Annotated in this window: 14 protein-coding genes; 5 read left to right on the top strand and 9 right to left on the bottom strand. The window is 37.4% G+C overall.

Annotated elements, in window-relative coordinates; genetic code table 11:
• Positions 1-86 precede the first annotated feature (86 nt).
• The 3 genes from mqnB (at position 87) to AC07UV_RS21350 (ending at position 2,697) form a co-directional block, all read left to right on the top strand.
• Positions 87-728, top strand: coding sequence for a futalosine hydrolase (mqnB, locus tag AC07UV_RS21360; protein WP_495185222.1), 642 nt, complete (start codon positions 87-89; stop codon positions 726-728).
• A gap of 123 nt (positions 729-851) precedes the next feature.
• Positions 852-1,838, top strand: coding sequence for a pyruvate dehydrogenase complex E1 component subunit beta (locus tag AC07UV_RS21355; protein WP_120261315.1), 987 nt, complete (start codon positions 852-854; stop codon positions 1,836-1,838).
• A gap of 103 nt (positions 1,839-1,941) precedes the next feature.
• Complete coding sequence (locus tag AC07UV_RS21350; protein ID WP_282251458.1) at positions 1,942-2,697, top strand: DUF6263 family protein; 756 nt, start codon at positions 1,942-1,944, stop codon at positions 2,695-2,697.
• Between the two features lie 63 nt (positions 2,698-2,760).
• Here AC07UV_RS21350 and gcvH read toward each other — a convergent pair whose 3' ends face one another.
• On the bottom strand, positions 2,761-3,141 hold the full coding sequence (gcvH, locus tag AC07UV_RS21345; protein WP_120261313.1) for a glycine cleavage system protein GcvH: 381 nt from the start codon (positions 3,139-3,141) through the stop codon (positions 2,761-2,763).
• Positions 3,142-3,241: 100 nt separating this feature from the next.
• On the opposite strand from gcvH, the gene AC07UV_RS21340 reads away from it, so the two are divergent.
• Complete coding sequence (locus AC07UV_RS21340) at positions 3,242-4,438, top strand: anhydro-N-acetylmuramic acid kinase (RefSeq protein WP_495185221.1); 1,197 nt, start codon at positions 3,242-3,244, stop codon at positions 4,436-4,438.
• A gap of 1 nt (position 4,439) precedes the next feature.
• On the opposite strand, the gene AC07UV_RS21335 is transcribed toward AC07UV_RS21340, so the two are convergent.
• From AC07UV_RS21335 to AC07UV_RS21315, 5 genes are all read right to left on the bottom strand, one after another.
• Positions 4,440-5,111, bottom strand: coding sequence for a DUF2461 domain-containing protein (locus AC07UV_RS21335; protein WP_495185220.1), 672 nt, complete (start codon positions 5,109-5,111; stop codon positions 4,440-4,442).
• A gap of 7 nt (positions 5,112-5,118) precedes the next feature.
• Complete coding sequence (locus AC07UV_RS21330; protein WP_495185219.1) at positions 5,119-5,919, bottom strand: phosphatidate cytidylyltransferase; 801 nt, start codon at positions 5,917-5,919, stop codon at positions 5,119-5,121.
• Between the two features lies 1 nt (position 5,920).
• Positions 5,921-6,130 (bottom strand): putative signal transducing protein, encoded by a 210-nt coding sequence (locus AC07UV_RS21325; protein ID WP_282251451.1) that lies wholly within the window; start codon positions 6,128-6,130, stop codon positions 5,921-5,923.
• The gene (locus AC07UV_RS21320) at positions 6,105-7,028 is read right to left on the bottom strand and encodes a CPBP family intramembrane glutamic endopeptidase (protein ID WP_495185218.1); all 924 of its coding nucleotides are present in this window, start codon (positions 7,026-7,028) and stop codon (positions 6,105-6,107) included. The genes AC07UV_RS21325 and AC07UV_RS21320 overlap by 26 nt, the downstream gene beginning before the upstream one ends.
• A gap of 223 nt (positions 7,029-7,251) precedes the next feature.
• Complete coding sequence (locus AC07UV_RS21315) at positions 7,252-10,569, bottom strand: S41 family peptidase (protein ID WP_495185217.1); 3,318 nt, start codon at positions 10,567-10,569, stop codon at positions 7,252-7,254.
• A 288-nt stretch (positions 10,570-10,857) separates the two neighbouring features.
• On the opposite strand from AC07UV_RS21315, the gene AC07UV_RS21310 reads away from it, so the two are divergent.
• Entirely contained in the window at positions 10,858-11,298 is a 441-nt protein-coding gene (locus tag AC07UV_RS21310) for a hypothetical protein (RefSeq protein ID WP_495185216.1), read from the top strand.
• Between the two features lie 255 nt (positions 11,299-11,553).
• On the opposite strand, the gene AC07UV_RS21305 is transcribed toward AC07UV_RS21310, so the two are convergent.
• From AC07UV_RS21305 to AC07UV_RS21295, 3 genes are read right to left on the bottom strand one after another with little or no spacing between them, the layout of a single operon-like run.
• Complete coding sequence (locus AC07UV_RS21305) at positions 11,554-11,736, bottom strand: hypothetical protein (protein WP_495185215.1); 183 nt, start codon at positions 11,734-11,736, stop codon at positions 11,554-11,556.
• Between the two features lie 3 nt (positions 11,737-11,739).
• Positions 11,740-12,672, bottom strand: coding sequence for an IS1595 family transposase (locus AC07UV_RS21300; protein WP_495185214.1), 933 nt, complete (start codon positions 12,670-12,672; stop codon positions 11,740-11,742).
• Positions 12,673-12,725: 53 nt separating this feature from the next.
• Complete coding sequence (locus AC07UV_RS21295) at positions 12,726-12,875, bottom strand: hypothetical protein (RefSeq protein WP_495185213.1); 150 nt, start codon at positions 12,873-12,875, stop codon at positions 12,726-12,728.
• Positions 12,876-13,493 lie beyond the last annotated feature (618 nt).

Below are 13,493 nucleotides of genomic sequence, written 5' to 3'. Positions count from 1 at the left end.
AAGATCATCTGCTGATTTTTATTTTAATGTGCTAAAGAGCTCCACGATAATTCGTAATTTTCGCATACTATTAAATGAAGTCTATCATGAAGATATTAATCGTAGCCGCCACGCAATTCGAAATTCAGCCTTTTCTTGAGGTTGCAGCCAACTACCCCAATTGTGATACGGTAATCACAGGTGTAGGGATGGTTGCAACAGCATTTGAATTAGGACGGATACTACATGAAAACGAATATGATCTCCTTATAAATATAGGTATTGCGGGATGCTTTGACCGCAACCTGAAAATTGGAGAGGTCGTGCAGGTCACCTCAGAATCTTTAGTAGAATTGGGTGCAGAAGATGACCTACTGTTTATCCCGATCGAACAGTTGGGTTTCGGAAAATCCAAATTCGAGTCTTCTTTGCTTCAAGGCAAAAATGTAGCACTTCCCTTTTTAGCCCAAAGACATGGCATTACAGTGAATAAGGTACATGGTAATGCCGATAGTATTGCAAAAGTTCTACGGATCAACCCCAACAGTTGTATCGAGAGCATGGAAGGTGCAGCCGTTTTTTTTGCCGCGGATAAAATGGAACTTCCGGTGATTGAGCTCCGTGGGATCTCCAACTACGTAGAAAAAAGAAACCGTGCCACGTGGAACATTCCACTAGCAATAATGAATAGTAATAAGGCACTTATACAAACATTGGATTTCTTGTCGGACTTATTTTCCAAAATTTAATACAAAAGTCATTTACTTATTAAAAAATGACATAAAACTATACAATTAGGCTAGTCAAATCTTCAAAATATCAATTTTAAATAGTAGATTTGTAATCTAAAAATTGACACTATTTTACAACTGATGAGAGAAATACAATTCAGAGAAGCACTTCGTGAAGCAATGAACGAAGAAATGCGTAAAGACGACAAAATATTTTTATTAGGTGAAGAAGTTGCAGAGTATAACGGAGCTTATAAGGTAAGCCAAGGTATGCTTGATGAATTCGGTGCAAAACGTATCATTGATACACCTATTGCTGAACTTGGTTTTGCTGGTATTGCTGTTGGTGCAGCAATGAACGGTCTAAAACCAATCGTTGAATTTATGACGTTCAACTTTTCACTTGTTGCGATTGACCAAGTTATCAATGCTGCTGCAAAAATCCACTCCATGAGTGGTGGACAATTTTCTATCCCTATGGTCTTCCGTGGCCCGACAGGAAATGCAGGTCAGCTAGCAGCACAACACTCTCAAAACTTTGAAAACTGGTTTGCAAATACACCAGGTTTGAAAGTGGTTGTTCCTTCAAACCCTTACGAAGCTAAAGGTTTATTGAAATCTTCTATTATTGATCCAGATCCAGTTATTTTCATGGAATCTGAGGTCATGTACGGTGATAAAGGCGAAGTTCCTGAAGAAGAGTACTACCTGGAAATCGGAAAAGCAAATATCATTCAAGAAGGTACTGATGTTACTGTTGTTTCTTTCGGTAAAATGCTTCCTCGTGTTGTAATTCCTGCAGTTGAAGAATTGAAAAAAGAAGGTATCAGTGTAGAATTGATCGATTTGCGTTCTGTACGTCCTATTGATTACCCTACGCTTATTGAATCTGTAAAGAAAACAAACCGTCTGGTTATCGTAGAGGAAGCATGGCCTTTGGCGTCAATCTCTACTGATTTAGCATTTAATGTACAACGCAATGCATTTGATTATTTGGACGCTCCTGTAATTCGTGTGAATTGTGCTGACGTACCTCTTCCTTATGCGCCAACATTGATTGAAGCGGCTTTACCTAATGTAGAAAAAGTAGTTAAAGCTGTAAAAGAAGTATCTTACATCAAAAAATAATTGGATTCTTTTTTGAATCAAATAAAAATCCCTTTTACAATCAGTAAAAGGGATTTTTTTATATATTTATCTGTCCTGTTATTACTAACAAAAATTCCAATAGATGAAAACACTAAAAACAATAGCTTTGACGACTGTATTCGCATTTGTAGTCCTATCTGTATCAGCCCAAAAGAAGTATTCCCTACGGGTGAATCCCGACGAGGGAAAGAAAATAGCGCAAAATGTTATCATGGCAATGGATATCGAAACTGGCGAACAGAAGATTGTGACAGACTTAACAATGGGCTTTGATATTACAAATACAGCCAAGAAAGACAATTCCTTTCTATTTGAGCTTAAATACACTGATATCAACATGAAAATGAGCGGAGAAGCCATGGAAATGACCTATGACTCCAAAAATCCAGAAGCAAATGAATTTTCAAAACAGATGCATGCTACAGTAGGCAAGCTAGTAAATAGTAAGATCAGCTTTTCAATAGATCATTTGGGAAAATCTTCTGATATAAAATTGCCGGAAGGTGTCAACCTTCCCTTTGATCGCAGTATGTTTGAAAATATTAGCACTGTATTGCCTGAGCATGCCATTGGTATTGGAGAATCATGGAGTTCAAAATCAGAATCCGAAGAATCGGGTCTACTGGTCGAAAACAAAATGACTCTCGCCGAAGTAAATGAGCAGGGTTATAAGGTAAATGTGGAAGGAAAAATGTTTGGATCCGACGCAAAACAGGTCGGCAGTATCCAAGGATTCTATGTATTGGATAAAAAGACTTGCCTGACTAAAATAACAGAGATGACCAGTGATGTAGATATGCCTGAAGCAAAGATCAAAACAGTCATAAAATGCCAATAGATGGTAACAAAAAAAGGGGCTTAATTTTAAAACTAAGCCCCTTTTTTTGTTACCACAACGATATTAAGCGTTAATTTCTTCTTTGTATTGATCTGCAGATAATAATGCGTCTACGTCTGCTACATTATTCAATTTAATACGAACAATCCAGCCCTCACCATATGGGTCAGAATTCACCAATTCAGGAGAAGCATCAATTGCATCATTAACTGATAAAATTGTAGCTGCTACAGGCAAAAACAAATCAGAAACTGTTTTTACAGCTTCGATTGTACCGAAAACTTCATTTGCGGCAACTTCTTCACCTACAGTGTTAATGTCAACAAAAACGATATCACCCAATTCACGTTGAGCGAAATCGGTAATCCCTACAACTGCTTCATCACCTTCAACACGAATCCATTCGTGATCTTTGGTGTATTTCAATTCTGCTGGAAAATTCATTGTATCTAATTTTTTGATTTTTAATGCCGTGAAGTTACAAAATATCTTCAATTGTCAAAAATGATATTCATTATAAGATTTTTGTGTTTATTTTTAGATTATGAATCCTCAAATCGAAAAACTTTATCAGATCGCGCTAAAAAAAGAGCGTTTTATTATTGGTTTAATGTCTGGAACATCTTTAGACGGTCTTGATATTGCATTGTGCCGTATTGAAAACGCCGGAAAGACCACAAAAATAAGTTTAGAAAAATTCATCACAATGGACTATGAGGATACATTTAGAGCCAAAGTCCGTGAAATATTCGCAAAAAGAACCATCGACCAACAGTTACTTTCGGGCCTCAATGCATACGTAGGTATCACCCATGCTAACCTGATCAACCAAGCTCTTGAAAGCTGGAATATTTCAGCTAACGAGATAGACTGCATCGCTAGTCATGGACAGACGGTATACCACGCGCCGCAATCGTTGACGAAGGACCTCAATTGGCCAAATAGCACACTGCAAATCGGAGATGGAGATCATATTGCCATACATACGGGCATAATTACACTGTCAGATTTTAGACAAAAACACATTGCCGCAGGAGGAGAGGGGGCACCATTAGCAGCTTATGGAGACTATCTTCTTTTTTCCCATTCTACTGAAAACCGATTTTTACTGAATATAGGCGGCATTTCTAATTTTACCTTTATACCGAGTCATCAAAGTAATCTGGAAGCCTATGCGACAGATCTAGGACCAGGAAATACAATGATGAACCAGTATATGAAAGCTCATTTTGACCAAGAGATGGACAGAGATGCCATGATTGCAAAAAAGGGGACAGTAAATGAGTCGTTATTGAAGCAGCTCCTGACGGAAGAATTCCTAACTTTGGAGTTCCCAAAAACAACAGGTCCGGAATTATTCAATCTTGACTACCTGAAAGAGGCTCAAAAACGTTCAGAGACGTTAGATCTCTCAGTAGAAGATGTCATGGCAACACTCAACCGCTTTTCGGCTCAAGCAATGATCAACGGCATACGTCGGCAAGCCCTTGGGCTAGCGAATTTCTCGGTATATATCAGTGGTGGTGGATTACATAATCCGTTACTTTTTGGGTACATCAAAGCAAATCTGCCGGGCATCAAGGTGGAGAGCTTCGCTACATTAGGAGTTGATCCTGATGCGAAGGAAGCGGTATTATTCGCCTTGCTAGCCAATGAGACTCTCACAGGAAACAAATCTAATGTCGAACATATAAAAGATTCCCCGGCAGTCTGTATGGGCAAAATTAGTTTACCAGAATAGACTATTCGCTGTCGATCGCTTCTTGTAAAAACTCCTTGAATAGTAGCATCTTTTTATAAGAGGCGATAATATTATCCAATGCATTTTTGTTTGACAGGTCTTTGATCGTCAAGGGTTGATCCAGAACAAAGCTTTTTAACTTGATAAAATCAATATAGGGATTATCTTCGCCATAACCTGCGGGAGCACGTTTTAACAGATCCTCCTTGAAAAGATTTATTTTTCCATCATCCAGCAATCCATTTAGCGTCATAGCCAATTGTTCGCCATTGTAGTCTATCTCTTGTCTTATAGCCTCCAGGTGCGGCTTCTCTGGCCTCCAGTAGCCACAGGCAATAAATGAATTTTCAGCACCGATATGAATATAATATTCAGGTCCACGCAATTTTCTTCCATCAACAGATATTCCGGCTCCAAACCAGGTCTTATAGGGCGTCTTGTCATTTGAAAAACGGGTATCTCTATAGATACGGAACAGACATTTATTGGCTTGTATGGAGGTATTTATTTTAGGATCAAATTCACTCAGCGCGGCTATTAAATCCGTTAGAAAACTCCGTACATCAGCCAATGCTGACTCATATTTCTCCCGGTTATCTGCAAACCATTCTCTTGTATTATTTTCCTTTAATTCGGTCAAAAAATCAAAGGTAGATTTTTGAATGTGACTCATAATTATTTTAACTGATTAAAATTAAGAATACGTAAACCATTGGTGCTGCTAATAATAAGCCGTCAAAACGGTCCAGAAAACCTCCGTGTCCTGGTAAGATACTGCCCGAATCCTTGACGTGTAAGCTCCGCTTTAACATCGATTCAACCAGATCTCCCAACGATCCAATAATACTGATGATCATGGCAACAATAATCCATTGCCACAATGGCAAACTCCCAAAATATTTTTCAAGATTTATAGCCACCACAATAGCTAAAATAAAACCTCCGAAAAATCCCTCCCACGTCTTTTTCGGAGAGATCCGCTCAAATAATTTATGTTTACCAAAGCTTCTACCCGCCAGATATGCTCCGGTATCGTTGGTCCAGAGCAATATTAAAAACCCGAGGGGAATATAATGATTATATACACCATGGATAAATCCCAGTTTCGCAAAAAGAAAGAAGGGAAATGTGACATAACAGATCCCCAAAAAAGTATAAGCAATATCATTAAAGGGAAAACTTCGCTTTTGAAAAAGTGAGATAATATAGGTCAAACTGACCAGTGGTGTAATAAGCCATAGAAATTTAGGTTGCAGCAAGTTCATAGCCACCATAGACCCTACGGCGAATCCTGTCACCGCTAAAATGATCCCCAGGGCCTTATTAGGCGCACGTTCTTCAGACGACACAATACCATAAAATTCGTACAAACACCATGCACTCAACAGTGTAAAAAAGATACTGTATAGGTATGGTCCGAATAAGGTGGATGCCACCATGACAGCTACAAAAATAGCACCGGTTATCGCTCTTGTCTTCATTTTAGTTTTCTCCCTCTACTTCTTCAATCAATCTTTCGGCAGTTTTAAACGAATTTTCACTAACATATAGTTCTATTTTTCCAAACAGATAAGAAGAATCCTGCTTATTTAATACAACAGCGGGAATACCATTCTCTTCCAGCATTTGTTTTACTATTTCAGCCTGAATAGCATTTGTATATGTTTTAATTTTCTTCCAATCGTTCTCCATGGTTTCCTTTTTGTGTTGACAGATAAAATAAGAATACAAAAATAGCAGTAAAAATGAAGCCTACAACATATATCCACCAAGATTGCACTTCAAATGCATTGATTTCAGCGTAACTTTTACCATTTCTTGTATAATAAAATGCCATGATCGTAGCACCTGCATTGTTGACAAGATGACCAAAAATAGGCAACCAAATATTTCTGCTCCATAAATAGAGATAACCAAAAAATGCGCCCAACAACATCCGTGGTATAAATCCAAAAAACTGCAGATGTATGGCACTGAAAACAATAGCGACAATCCAAATAACAACGTGGGGGTTGGAAATCCATCTTCCGACAATATTTTGAAGTACACCTCGAAATAATAGTTCTTCACCTACAGCTGGTATCAATGCCAGAACCATCAAGTTAAATAGGAATCCGATAAAACTTGTTTCTACGATAATCCCCTCAATCAGATCTCCTGATTCTCGCTCACTACGTTCCATCCAAACCTGCACGGATCTCATATTATCAGGCAACTGTAACGACTCGTTCCAATGCCCTATTAAGCTCATCAATGGCATAAAAGCAAGCATTGCGAAAAAGATATATGCAAACTGCTTTGCCCGTGGCGCATATTCCTGTTTAAAATAATTGATTCCATATCCCTCTCGGGTATTCATCAGATAGGCCGGTACAACAAAGGATCCCAAGCTACTCAACAGCAGTAGAAAACGCATTTCATTCGCTGATCCTTGCATTAGGGTAGCCATTGAAAATGCCTGTCCTGTAAATTTGTAGTAGAAAAAGAGAATAAGGATACCGATGACCTGTGAGAGGAAGGTAAATCCGATGACCAACAGGACCAAACGCAATAACGATTGAAAAGGGGAAGTAGTTTGCTCGGGGTACATAAATTTAAAATATGCTTTAAAGATAACAATAAAAGCATGTTACTTTATAAAATCACTACATTTCAATAACCTTTACCTCATTAAAATAGCGGAAAAAGACCATTTAGTAAAAGCCTATCCCAGATGATTTAAAATAATTATCAAAGCAAGATAACGAGCTCTACAAATGCAAAAAGGGCTTTGGAAGTTATTTCCAAAGCCCTTTTTTATAGTTATTCCTTTATTAGTTAACCCGTATTGGATCTGCAGGTTTTTGTAGATTTTTGTATGGATAGGTTTTCATTTCTTCCAATAAAATCTTCACCGTTCTTTCCAGTTGTGGATCACGTCCTTCCAACAAATCTTTTGGTAATTGCTCAACAAAGATATCCGGAGCAACGCCTTCATTTTCAATAATCCAGTTGCCTTTCAGGTCATATACACCAAAGTTTGGTGAGGTAATACGTCCACCATCCAACAACGGAGGATATCCACTGATACCGACCAAAATTCCCATTGTTGTACGACCAACCAGTTTACCTAGGCCTTTGAAACGGAACATATACGGCATCATATCACCTCCAGAACCGGCATTTTCATTTATGATCATCGCCTTCGGTCCATAAATACCATTACCTGGAGTCGTAAATCCCTTGCCATCACGAATACCCCAGCCGGATATTAATTCACGGGATAGTAAGTCAATGACATAATCGGCTACCCAACCTCCACCATTGTTTCTTTCGTCCATCAGAAGAGCCTTTTTATCCATCTGGGAGAAATAATAACGATTGAAGTAGGTATACCCCTCAGGGCCTGTATTTGGCATATATACGTAAGCGATTTGTCCATTGCTTAACTGATCTACTTTCTTACGGTTGCGCTCCACCCACTCCATGCTACGCAAGCTCATTTCGTCTGCAAAAGAAATCGGTTTTACAATGACTTCCCGAGCACCAACTAGCGATGGCTTAGAATTAATTTTTAACGCGACCTGTTTGTCTATGGTATTATCAAATAGACTATAGATATCCTTATCTTCTGTTAATTCAACACCATTTACAGCGACAATGTAATCGCCTTCTTTGATATTCAATCCCGGTTCTGCCAACGGTGCCTTAAAAGAAGGATTCCATTCTAAACGTGTAAATAACTTAGCTATCTGGTAATATCCATTTTTGATCGTATAGTCAGCCCCTAATACACCTACTGACACAGATGGGGTAGAAGGTTGATCACCCGGATAAATATAATTGTGTCCAACAACCATTTCGCCCATCATTTCGTTCAATAAATAACCCAAATCAGAACGATGGTTAACAAAGGGGAGAAACTTCTCATATTTGGTTTTCATGGCTTTCCAATCCGCACCGTGCATATTCTCTACATAGAAATAGTCTTTCTGCATTGCCCAAACTTCATTAAAGACTTGTTTCCATTCTGCAACAGGATCTACCAATTGTTGGATACCATCCAATTTTATTGCACCTGCGGTCGGAGACGCAACTTTCTGTCCGGCCGTCACAATATTATAACCATTCCCTGTCTGATATAGCATTTTCTTACCATCGGCGCTGATCACAAAACTACGGGCATTCTCGACCAATGTCTTATTTTCCAGATCTTTAAAATCGTAGGCCCCGATTGTACCTCCGCGCTGATACGTCAACTGATTTGGGACTAAACCATTCAGATTCCAATAGGTACCAACTGGCAACGGTAAAGCAACAATGCGGTTTTCGATACGGTCAAAATCGACCTGAATGGATTTTTCTTCAGGTTTATTAGCCGGAGCTTCTTCCTTTTTATCCTTTTTCGGTGCTTTTTTATCGTTTTCTTTTACGCGAGCTGGTTTGTTGTCCTCTTTTTCAGCTGGTTTGTCCGCTTTATCTTCACGAATCTGCTCTTCATCACTTTCGTTCTTAAAGAACGATGGGGTTTTACTTGATAAAATAAAGGCATATACAGCATAATCAACATTACGTTGTGTAGCCGACATGTGTAGACCAGAATTGGTCAACCCTGTATTGGTACTTGCCGTAAAGAAAAGATATTTACCATCCTGTGAAAAGGCAGTACTACGAACAGAACTCATACCGTCTGTAATCTGCTGCGTTTTCTTTGTATCCAGATTGTACATAAATACAGCCGGTACGCCGTTTTCCAAAGTACGTGTAAACGAAATCCATTTTGAATCCGGAGACCAGCTTGGTTGAAAATGGTTGGATACTCTACCGGTTTGTCCACTCAGCTTATCGTCTGCGACCTTTACGATAGCCTTAGATGCGATATCAATATAGTACAGATTGAGGTGAGCGTCGTTATAGAATAATTTCTTCGAATCTGGAGACCAAGTCGGCTCAAAATAAAAATTGGTTTCGCCCAGATTGAAATATAAAGGCTGATCCTTTCCAAACTGGTCTACTAAAACCAACTGATAGGAGCCTTTCTTATCTGAGATATAAGAAACCCATTTTCCGTTGGGAGACCAATCTGGAAAACGTTCATGAGAACCTGGTGAATTCGATAAATTACGTGCCTCACCTTTTTCTTTTGGCACGGTAAAGATCTCCCCCCGTGATTCGAATAGCGCACGTTGGCCTGTAGGAGAAAGGGCCGCGTAACGAATGTCCTCTTTAATATTTTTGTAGAAAGGACGCTTAAACATGGCGTCTGTATTTACATTAATATGTAGGGCGGTTACCTTATTATTGTTTAAGCTTAATGTATTTAATACGCCTGCATACTCAAAAATAAGTTCATTGCCATTTCCATTGAGCGATCGCACATCGTAGTCTTTGAAATCCGTTAGCTTCTCAACTTTCTTTGATTTGGTATCGTAACTGAAGATGTTTACTATTTTATCGCGATCCGATAGAAAATAGACCTTACTACCTAACCAAAGGGGTTTAACATCGTTGCTTTTTACCTGTGGAATTGCCTCAATTTCCTTGGTTTTTGTATCAAAAATCCAAATAGTAGGTGTACCACCACCTCGGTAACGCTTGAAAGCTACACGATCGCGCTCCGTAGGATCAGTATTTTTGATATAAGCCCAATAACGTCCATCTGCAGAGGGGCTGCCTTGGTTAGCTTCTGGCATCAATAAAGCTTTGTCCATACCTAATCTTTGGATATTAGAACTATATAATCGTGGACTCAGCGCATAGGTAAAATCACGAGATGTGGTATAAAATACCTCATCATTATTCAACCAGCCACGTAATACATCTGAAGATGGATGATATGTAATACGCTTGGGTTCACCTCCTTCAATAGGAAGAACATACACATCTGTATTACCATCGTAATTGCCTGTAAATGCTACTTTTTTTCCATCAGGAGAGAACATTGGGTTTTGTTCGACACCAGGATTTGTCGTTAGACGTTTTGGATTTGCGCCATTCTTGTCTGCTATCCAAATATCTCCTCCGTACACAAAAGCAATATTATTGGCACTAATACTTGGATTTCGGAGCAATAAAGTTTCCTGTGCTTTGGACTGTAGAAAAGATGTTCCTACTAAAAATGCAGCAATAAACTTAAAATGAGTTTTATTCATAAATGTTTAGTGGTTAAAATTTAGGTACTTAGCTACAATCCGTACCTATTTATATTTAATTTTGCATTCTGTTATTTTAATCCATACTTTTGTAATATTAAAGAAATTTGTACCTGTAATATCTGATTGCTACTCGAATTACGACCTCTAGAAGCATATAACACACAGATCAAGATTACAAGTGCGCCGTTATGGCGTAGCTGTGTCTTTACGTGTGTAGGGCGTCGTAACCCTGAGTAACTAGAGATTTTTCGGCTACGCTATTTTTAACTCTAATTACGACAAAGTATGAAATCCTTACCTAATTTTGTAAGATGGCCTATTACCATCATTTTGACTTTTATAGTTCAACTACTGTTTAGACTTGCCATTTTTTATCCTTTTAATTCGTTTATAAATACTCTTTTAGGTGCGAAATCTTTATGGGAATTAGCTGGAATGTTCTCCTTACTTGGAGGGTTCTTTTCAATAACTCTTGTAGTTATAGTTGTTTACCTCCTAGGTGTAGGGTTTTATGGATTGGTCAGACTCTCTCCAAATCCTATATTACTTTCTAAAATAAACATTGCTATTTCCTTTTTACCTTTTGTGTTTAAATTACTTGCAGTTATGATATACGGAGACAAACTGTTCAGTCCTTATGCTGTGGCTACCATATGGATTCCCACTATCATGATTGTAATCTCCTCCTTTATTGCTAAAAATCTAGTTGTTCGCAGTATTGATTAATTTACTATATTTGAAATAGGTTGGTAGCCCTCAATTGAACTAAGGCCATGGAAACTTAGTCAAGAGAAGGCTGAGTGTTATTTATTCACACTTTAATTTATAACTATGGTTAAAATAAAACCAACTAAATTTGTAAGAGTATATCGTTCCAATCTCAAGAACGGATCTGATTACTACTTACGTTCAAAACCAAAGTCACATAAGTGTTCTTAGTTTGAGTGGGGATCAACAGTCCCCACTTTTTACACAACCAACCTATTTATGTTTTTGATGAATATTCAACAGCTTTTTAATAGTCTCATCAAGATCTTTATCCCCACTTGTAACCACTGTCTTTTTCTCACCATCATTTTTTAATTCTTCATTTGAAGATGTATTCTCTTTGGGTTTATATGTAGCTCCCATATTACCTTTTTTATTTCTATTAATCTTAGACATAAGTTACGCAGTTAAATCTTTGTATTTTAATCTACCTTCTAAACACTTGTATACAAATATACTTATTTGAGAATTTATAGGTAAATTTCTAAGGTTATACCTAAAAGAAAACTCATCAAAATACCGTTGCATATGCTTTCTAGATAGCTTGATATAAGTTCCATGTACAGAACGTTTTGAGATAGCCCAAAAACCCTCTAGTGCATTTGTACTATAACCGTGATTGCCTAAATACTCTTTCCTAGAATGATCTACTATGTAGTGCTCATAAATACTGTCAAGACCTTTATATCCATGCCACTCATCCGAAACAAATATAGACCCTGTACAAACGTTATCCTTCACTATAGGTTGTATACTGTATGTTGATGTATCCTTTACAACAAAACATTTTACCTGTCTATCATTAGCTTCCATCAAACCAAGAACTGGAGTTTTGTCTTTAAAAGACCGACCTTGAGATTGTTTTACTTTCTTATTAAAATGTCTGTTCTTATTCTTACCTCCAACAAATGTCTCATCAGCCATAACTACTCCTGTCAACTCACTATCATTCTTTAAATTACCAAAAGCTGTTCTAATCCTTTGTAATAGAAACCAAGATGTCTTTTGAGTAACACCTATATCTTTACTTAGTTGTACTGAACTTATACCATTCTTATGCATTATAAGATATATAGCTAAAATCCATTTAATTGTAGGTAATTTACTACCTTCCATAAATGTTCTAGTTTTTGCTGTGTATATCTTTTTACAACAGGTGCATTTATATCGAATACCATCTTTAAAAACATAGGCTCCTTGTCCGTTGCAATTTTCGTAAGGACACTTTATTTCACCCTCCCATCTCTGTTGAGCTAGGTATTGGTGACAAGTCTTTTCATCTTTAAAAACTTTCACCAAATCTAGAATCGAATTAAAAATTGTTGTTTCCATAATGATTAAGATTTAAACCACACCCCTTGGATTTTACAAAGGATGTGGCTATCTTAGTACTGACCCCAACGTCCAAACTTGGGGCAGGCACTGTCTCTGTCCAAAAGAGAAGGTGTAACAGGGGCAAGTAGTAAGGTAACGAAAGCCCCTATTTTTCCTAATGTGCTAACTCCAATAGTCAGTCCTAAAATTGTTGTTTCCATTTTATTTAATGTTTGTTTATATTAGCAATTCGGGGAGTCAGTAACAACACTCACAAAAGAGAAGGCGATGTTGCCTGACTAAATTCTTTATAAGAATGGATAAACAATTACCCCGAAAGACTAGAAAAATTAAATCAATCTTTATTAAAATATTTAGTGTATTTGAATTTAGAATTGTATTTTGCTCTAGTTAACCTATTGGGAGGAACTTACGATTCCTCCCTCTTTATTTTATCTCACTATTTTTCTATATTAGTAATGTGTAAGGCGGTTAGAGTACATTGTAAAAATGAAGAAGGCAATAGTGCCCTAACCTTAATTTTATCAGAATATGAAAAAAATTTACCCTTACAAAAGGCGTATAAAAATCCTCTATTTTAAAGTACTAAGTGTATTTGAATTTAGAGTTGAATTTGAAAACGCTTAACCTGAATGGGAGTGAGACTTTAGTTTCCTCCCTGTTTTAACTTACTTTCATGAACAAATTTACCTAAACTTACTCAGCTTATTTTAATAGGGTTGTCTTTGTATATAAGTACCAAAATTTATTACGCAAAGCTACTATTTTGTCTAGTACCTTACCTCGTATATCAACAAAGTTGCATAAAAATGTCATAA

It is taken from the genome of Sphingobacterium sp. GW821-FHT03E03 (genome assembly GCF_059420745.1).
This window is presented reverse-complemented; position numbering and strand designations above follow the sequence as displayed.

Excerpts from the sequence above, each read along its gene's own strand:
- AC07UV_RS21350 (WP_282251458.1), top strand. The coding sequence starts at position 1,942 with ATGAAAACACTAAAAACAATAGCTTTGACGACTGTATTCGCATTTGTA.
- mqnB (WP_495185222.1), top strand. The coding sequence starts at position 87 with ATGAAGATATTAATCGTAGCCGCCACGCAATTCGAAATTCAGCCTTTT.
- AC07UV_RS21305 (WP_495185215.1), bottom strand. The coding sequence starts at position 11,736 with ATGTCTAAGATTAATAGAAATAAAAAAGGTAATATGGGAGCTACATAT.
- AC07UV_RS21295 (WP_495185213.1), bottom strand. The coding sequence starts at position 12,875 with ATGGAAACAACAATTTTAGGACTGACTATTGGAGTTAGCACATTAGGA.
- gcvH (WP_120261313.1), bottom strand. The coding sequence starts at position 3,141 with ATGAATTTTCCAGCAGAATTGAAATACACCAAAGATCACGAATGGATT.
- AC07UV_RS21300 (WP_495185214.1), bottom strand. The coding sequence starts at position 12,672 with ATGGAAACAACAATTTTTAATTCGATTCTAGATTTGGTGAAAGTTTTT.
- AC07UV_RS21330 (WP_495185219.1), bottom strand. The coding sequence starts at position 5,919 with ATGAAGACAAGAGCGATAACCGGTGCTATTTTTGTAGCTGTCATGGTG.
- AC07UV_RS21320 (WP_495185218.1), bottom strand. The coding sequence starts at position 7,028 with ATGTACCCCGAGCAAACTACTTCCCCTTTTCAATCGTTATTGCGTTTG.
- AC07UV_RS21335 (WP_495185220.1), bottom strand. The coding sequence starts at position 5,111 with ATGAGTCACATTCAAAAATCTACCTTTGATTTTTTGACCGAATTAAAG.
- AC07UV_RS21325 (WP_282251451.1), bottom strand. The coding sequence starts at position 6,130 with ATGGAGAACGATTGGAAGAAAATTAAAACATATACAAATGCTATTCAG.
- AC07UV_RS21310 (WP_495185216.1), top strand. The coding sequence starts at position 10,858 with ATGAAATCCTTACCTAATTTTGTAAGATGGCCTATTACCATCATTTTG.
- AC07UV_RS21340 (WP_495185221.1), top strand. The coding sequence starts at position 3,242 with ATGAATCCTCAAATCGAAAAACTTTATCAGATCGCGCTAAAAAAAGAG.
- AC07UV_RS21355 (WP_120261315.1), top strand. The coding sequence starts at position 852 with ATGAGAGAAATACAATTCAGAGAAGCACTTCGTGAAGCAATGAACGAA.
- AC07UV_RS21315 (WP_495185217.1), bottom strand. The coding sequence starts at position 10,569 with ATGAATAAAACTCATTTTAAGTTTATTGCTGCATTTTTAGTAGGAACA.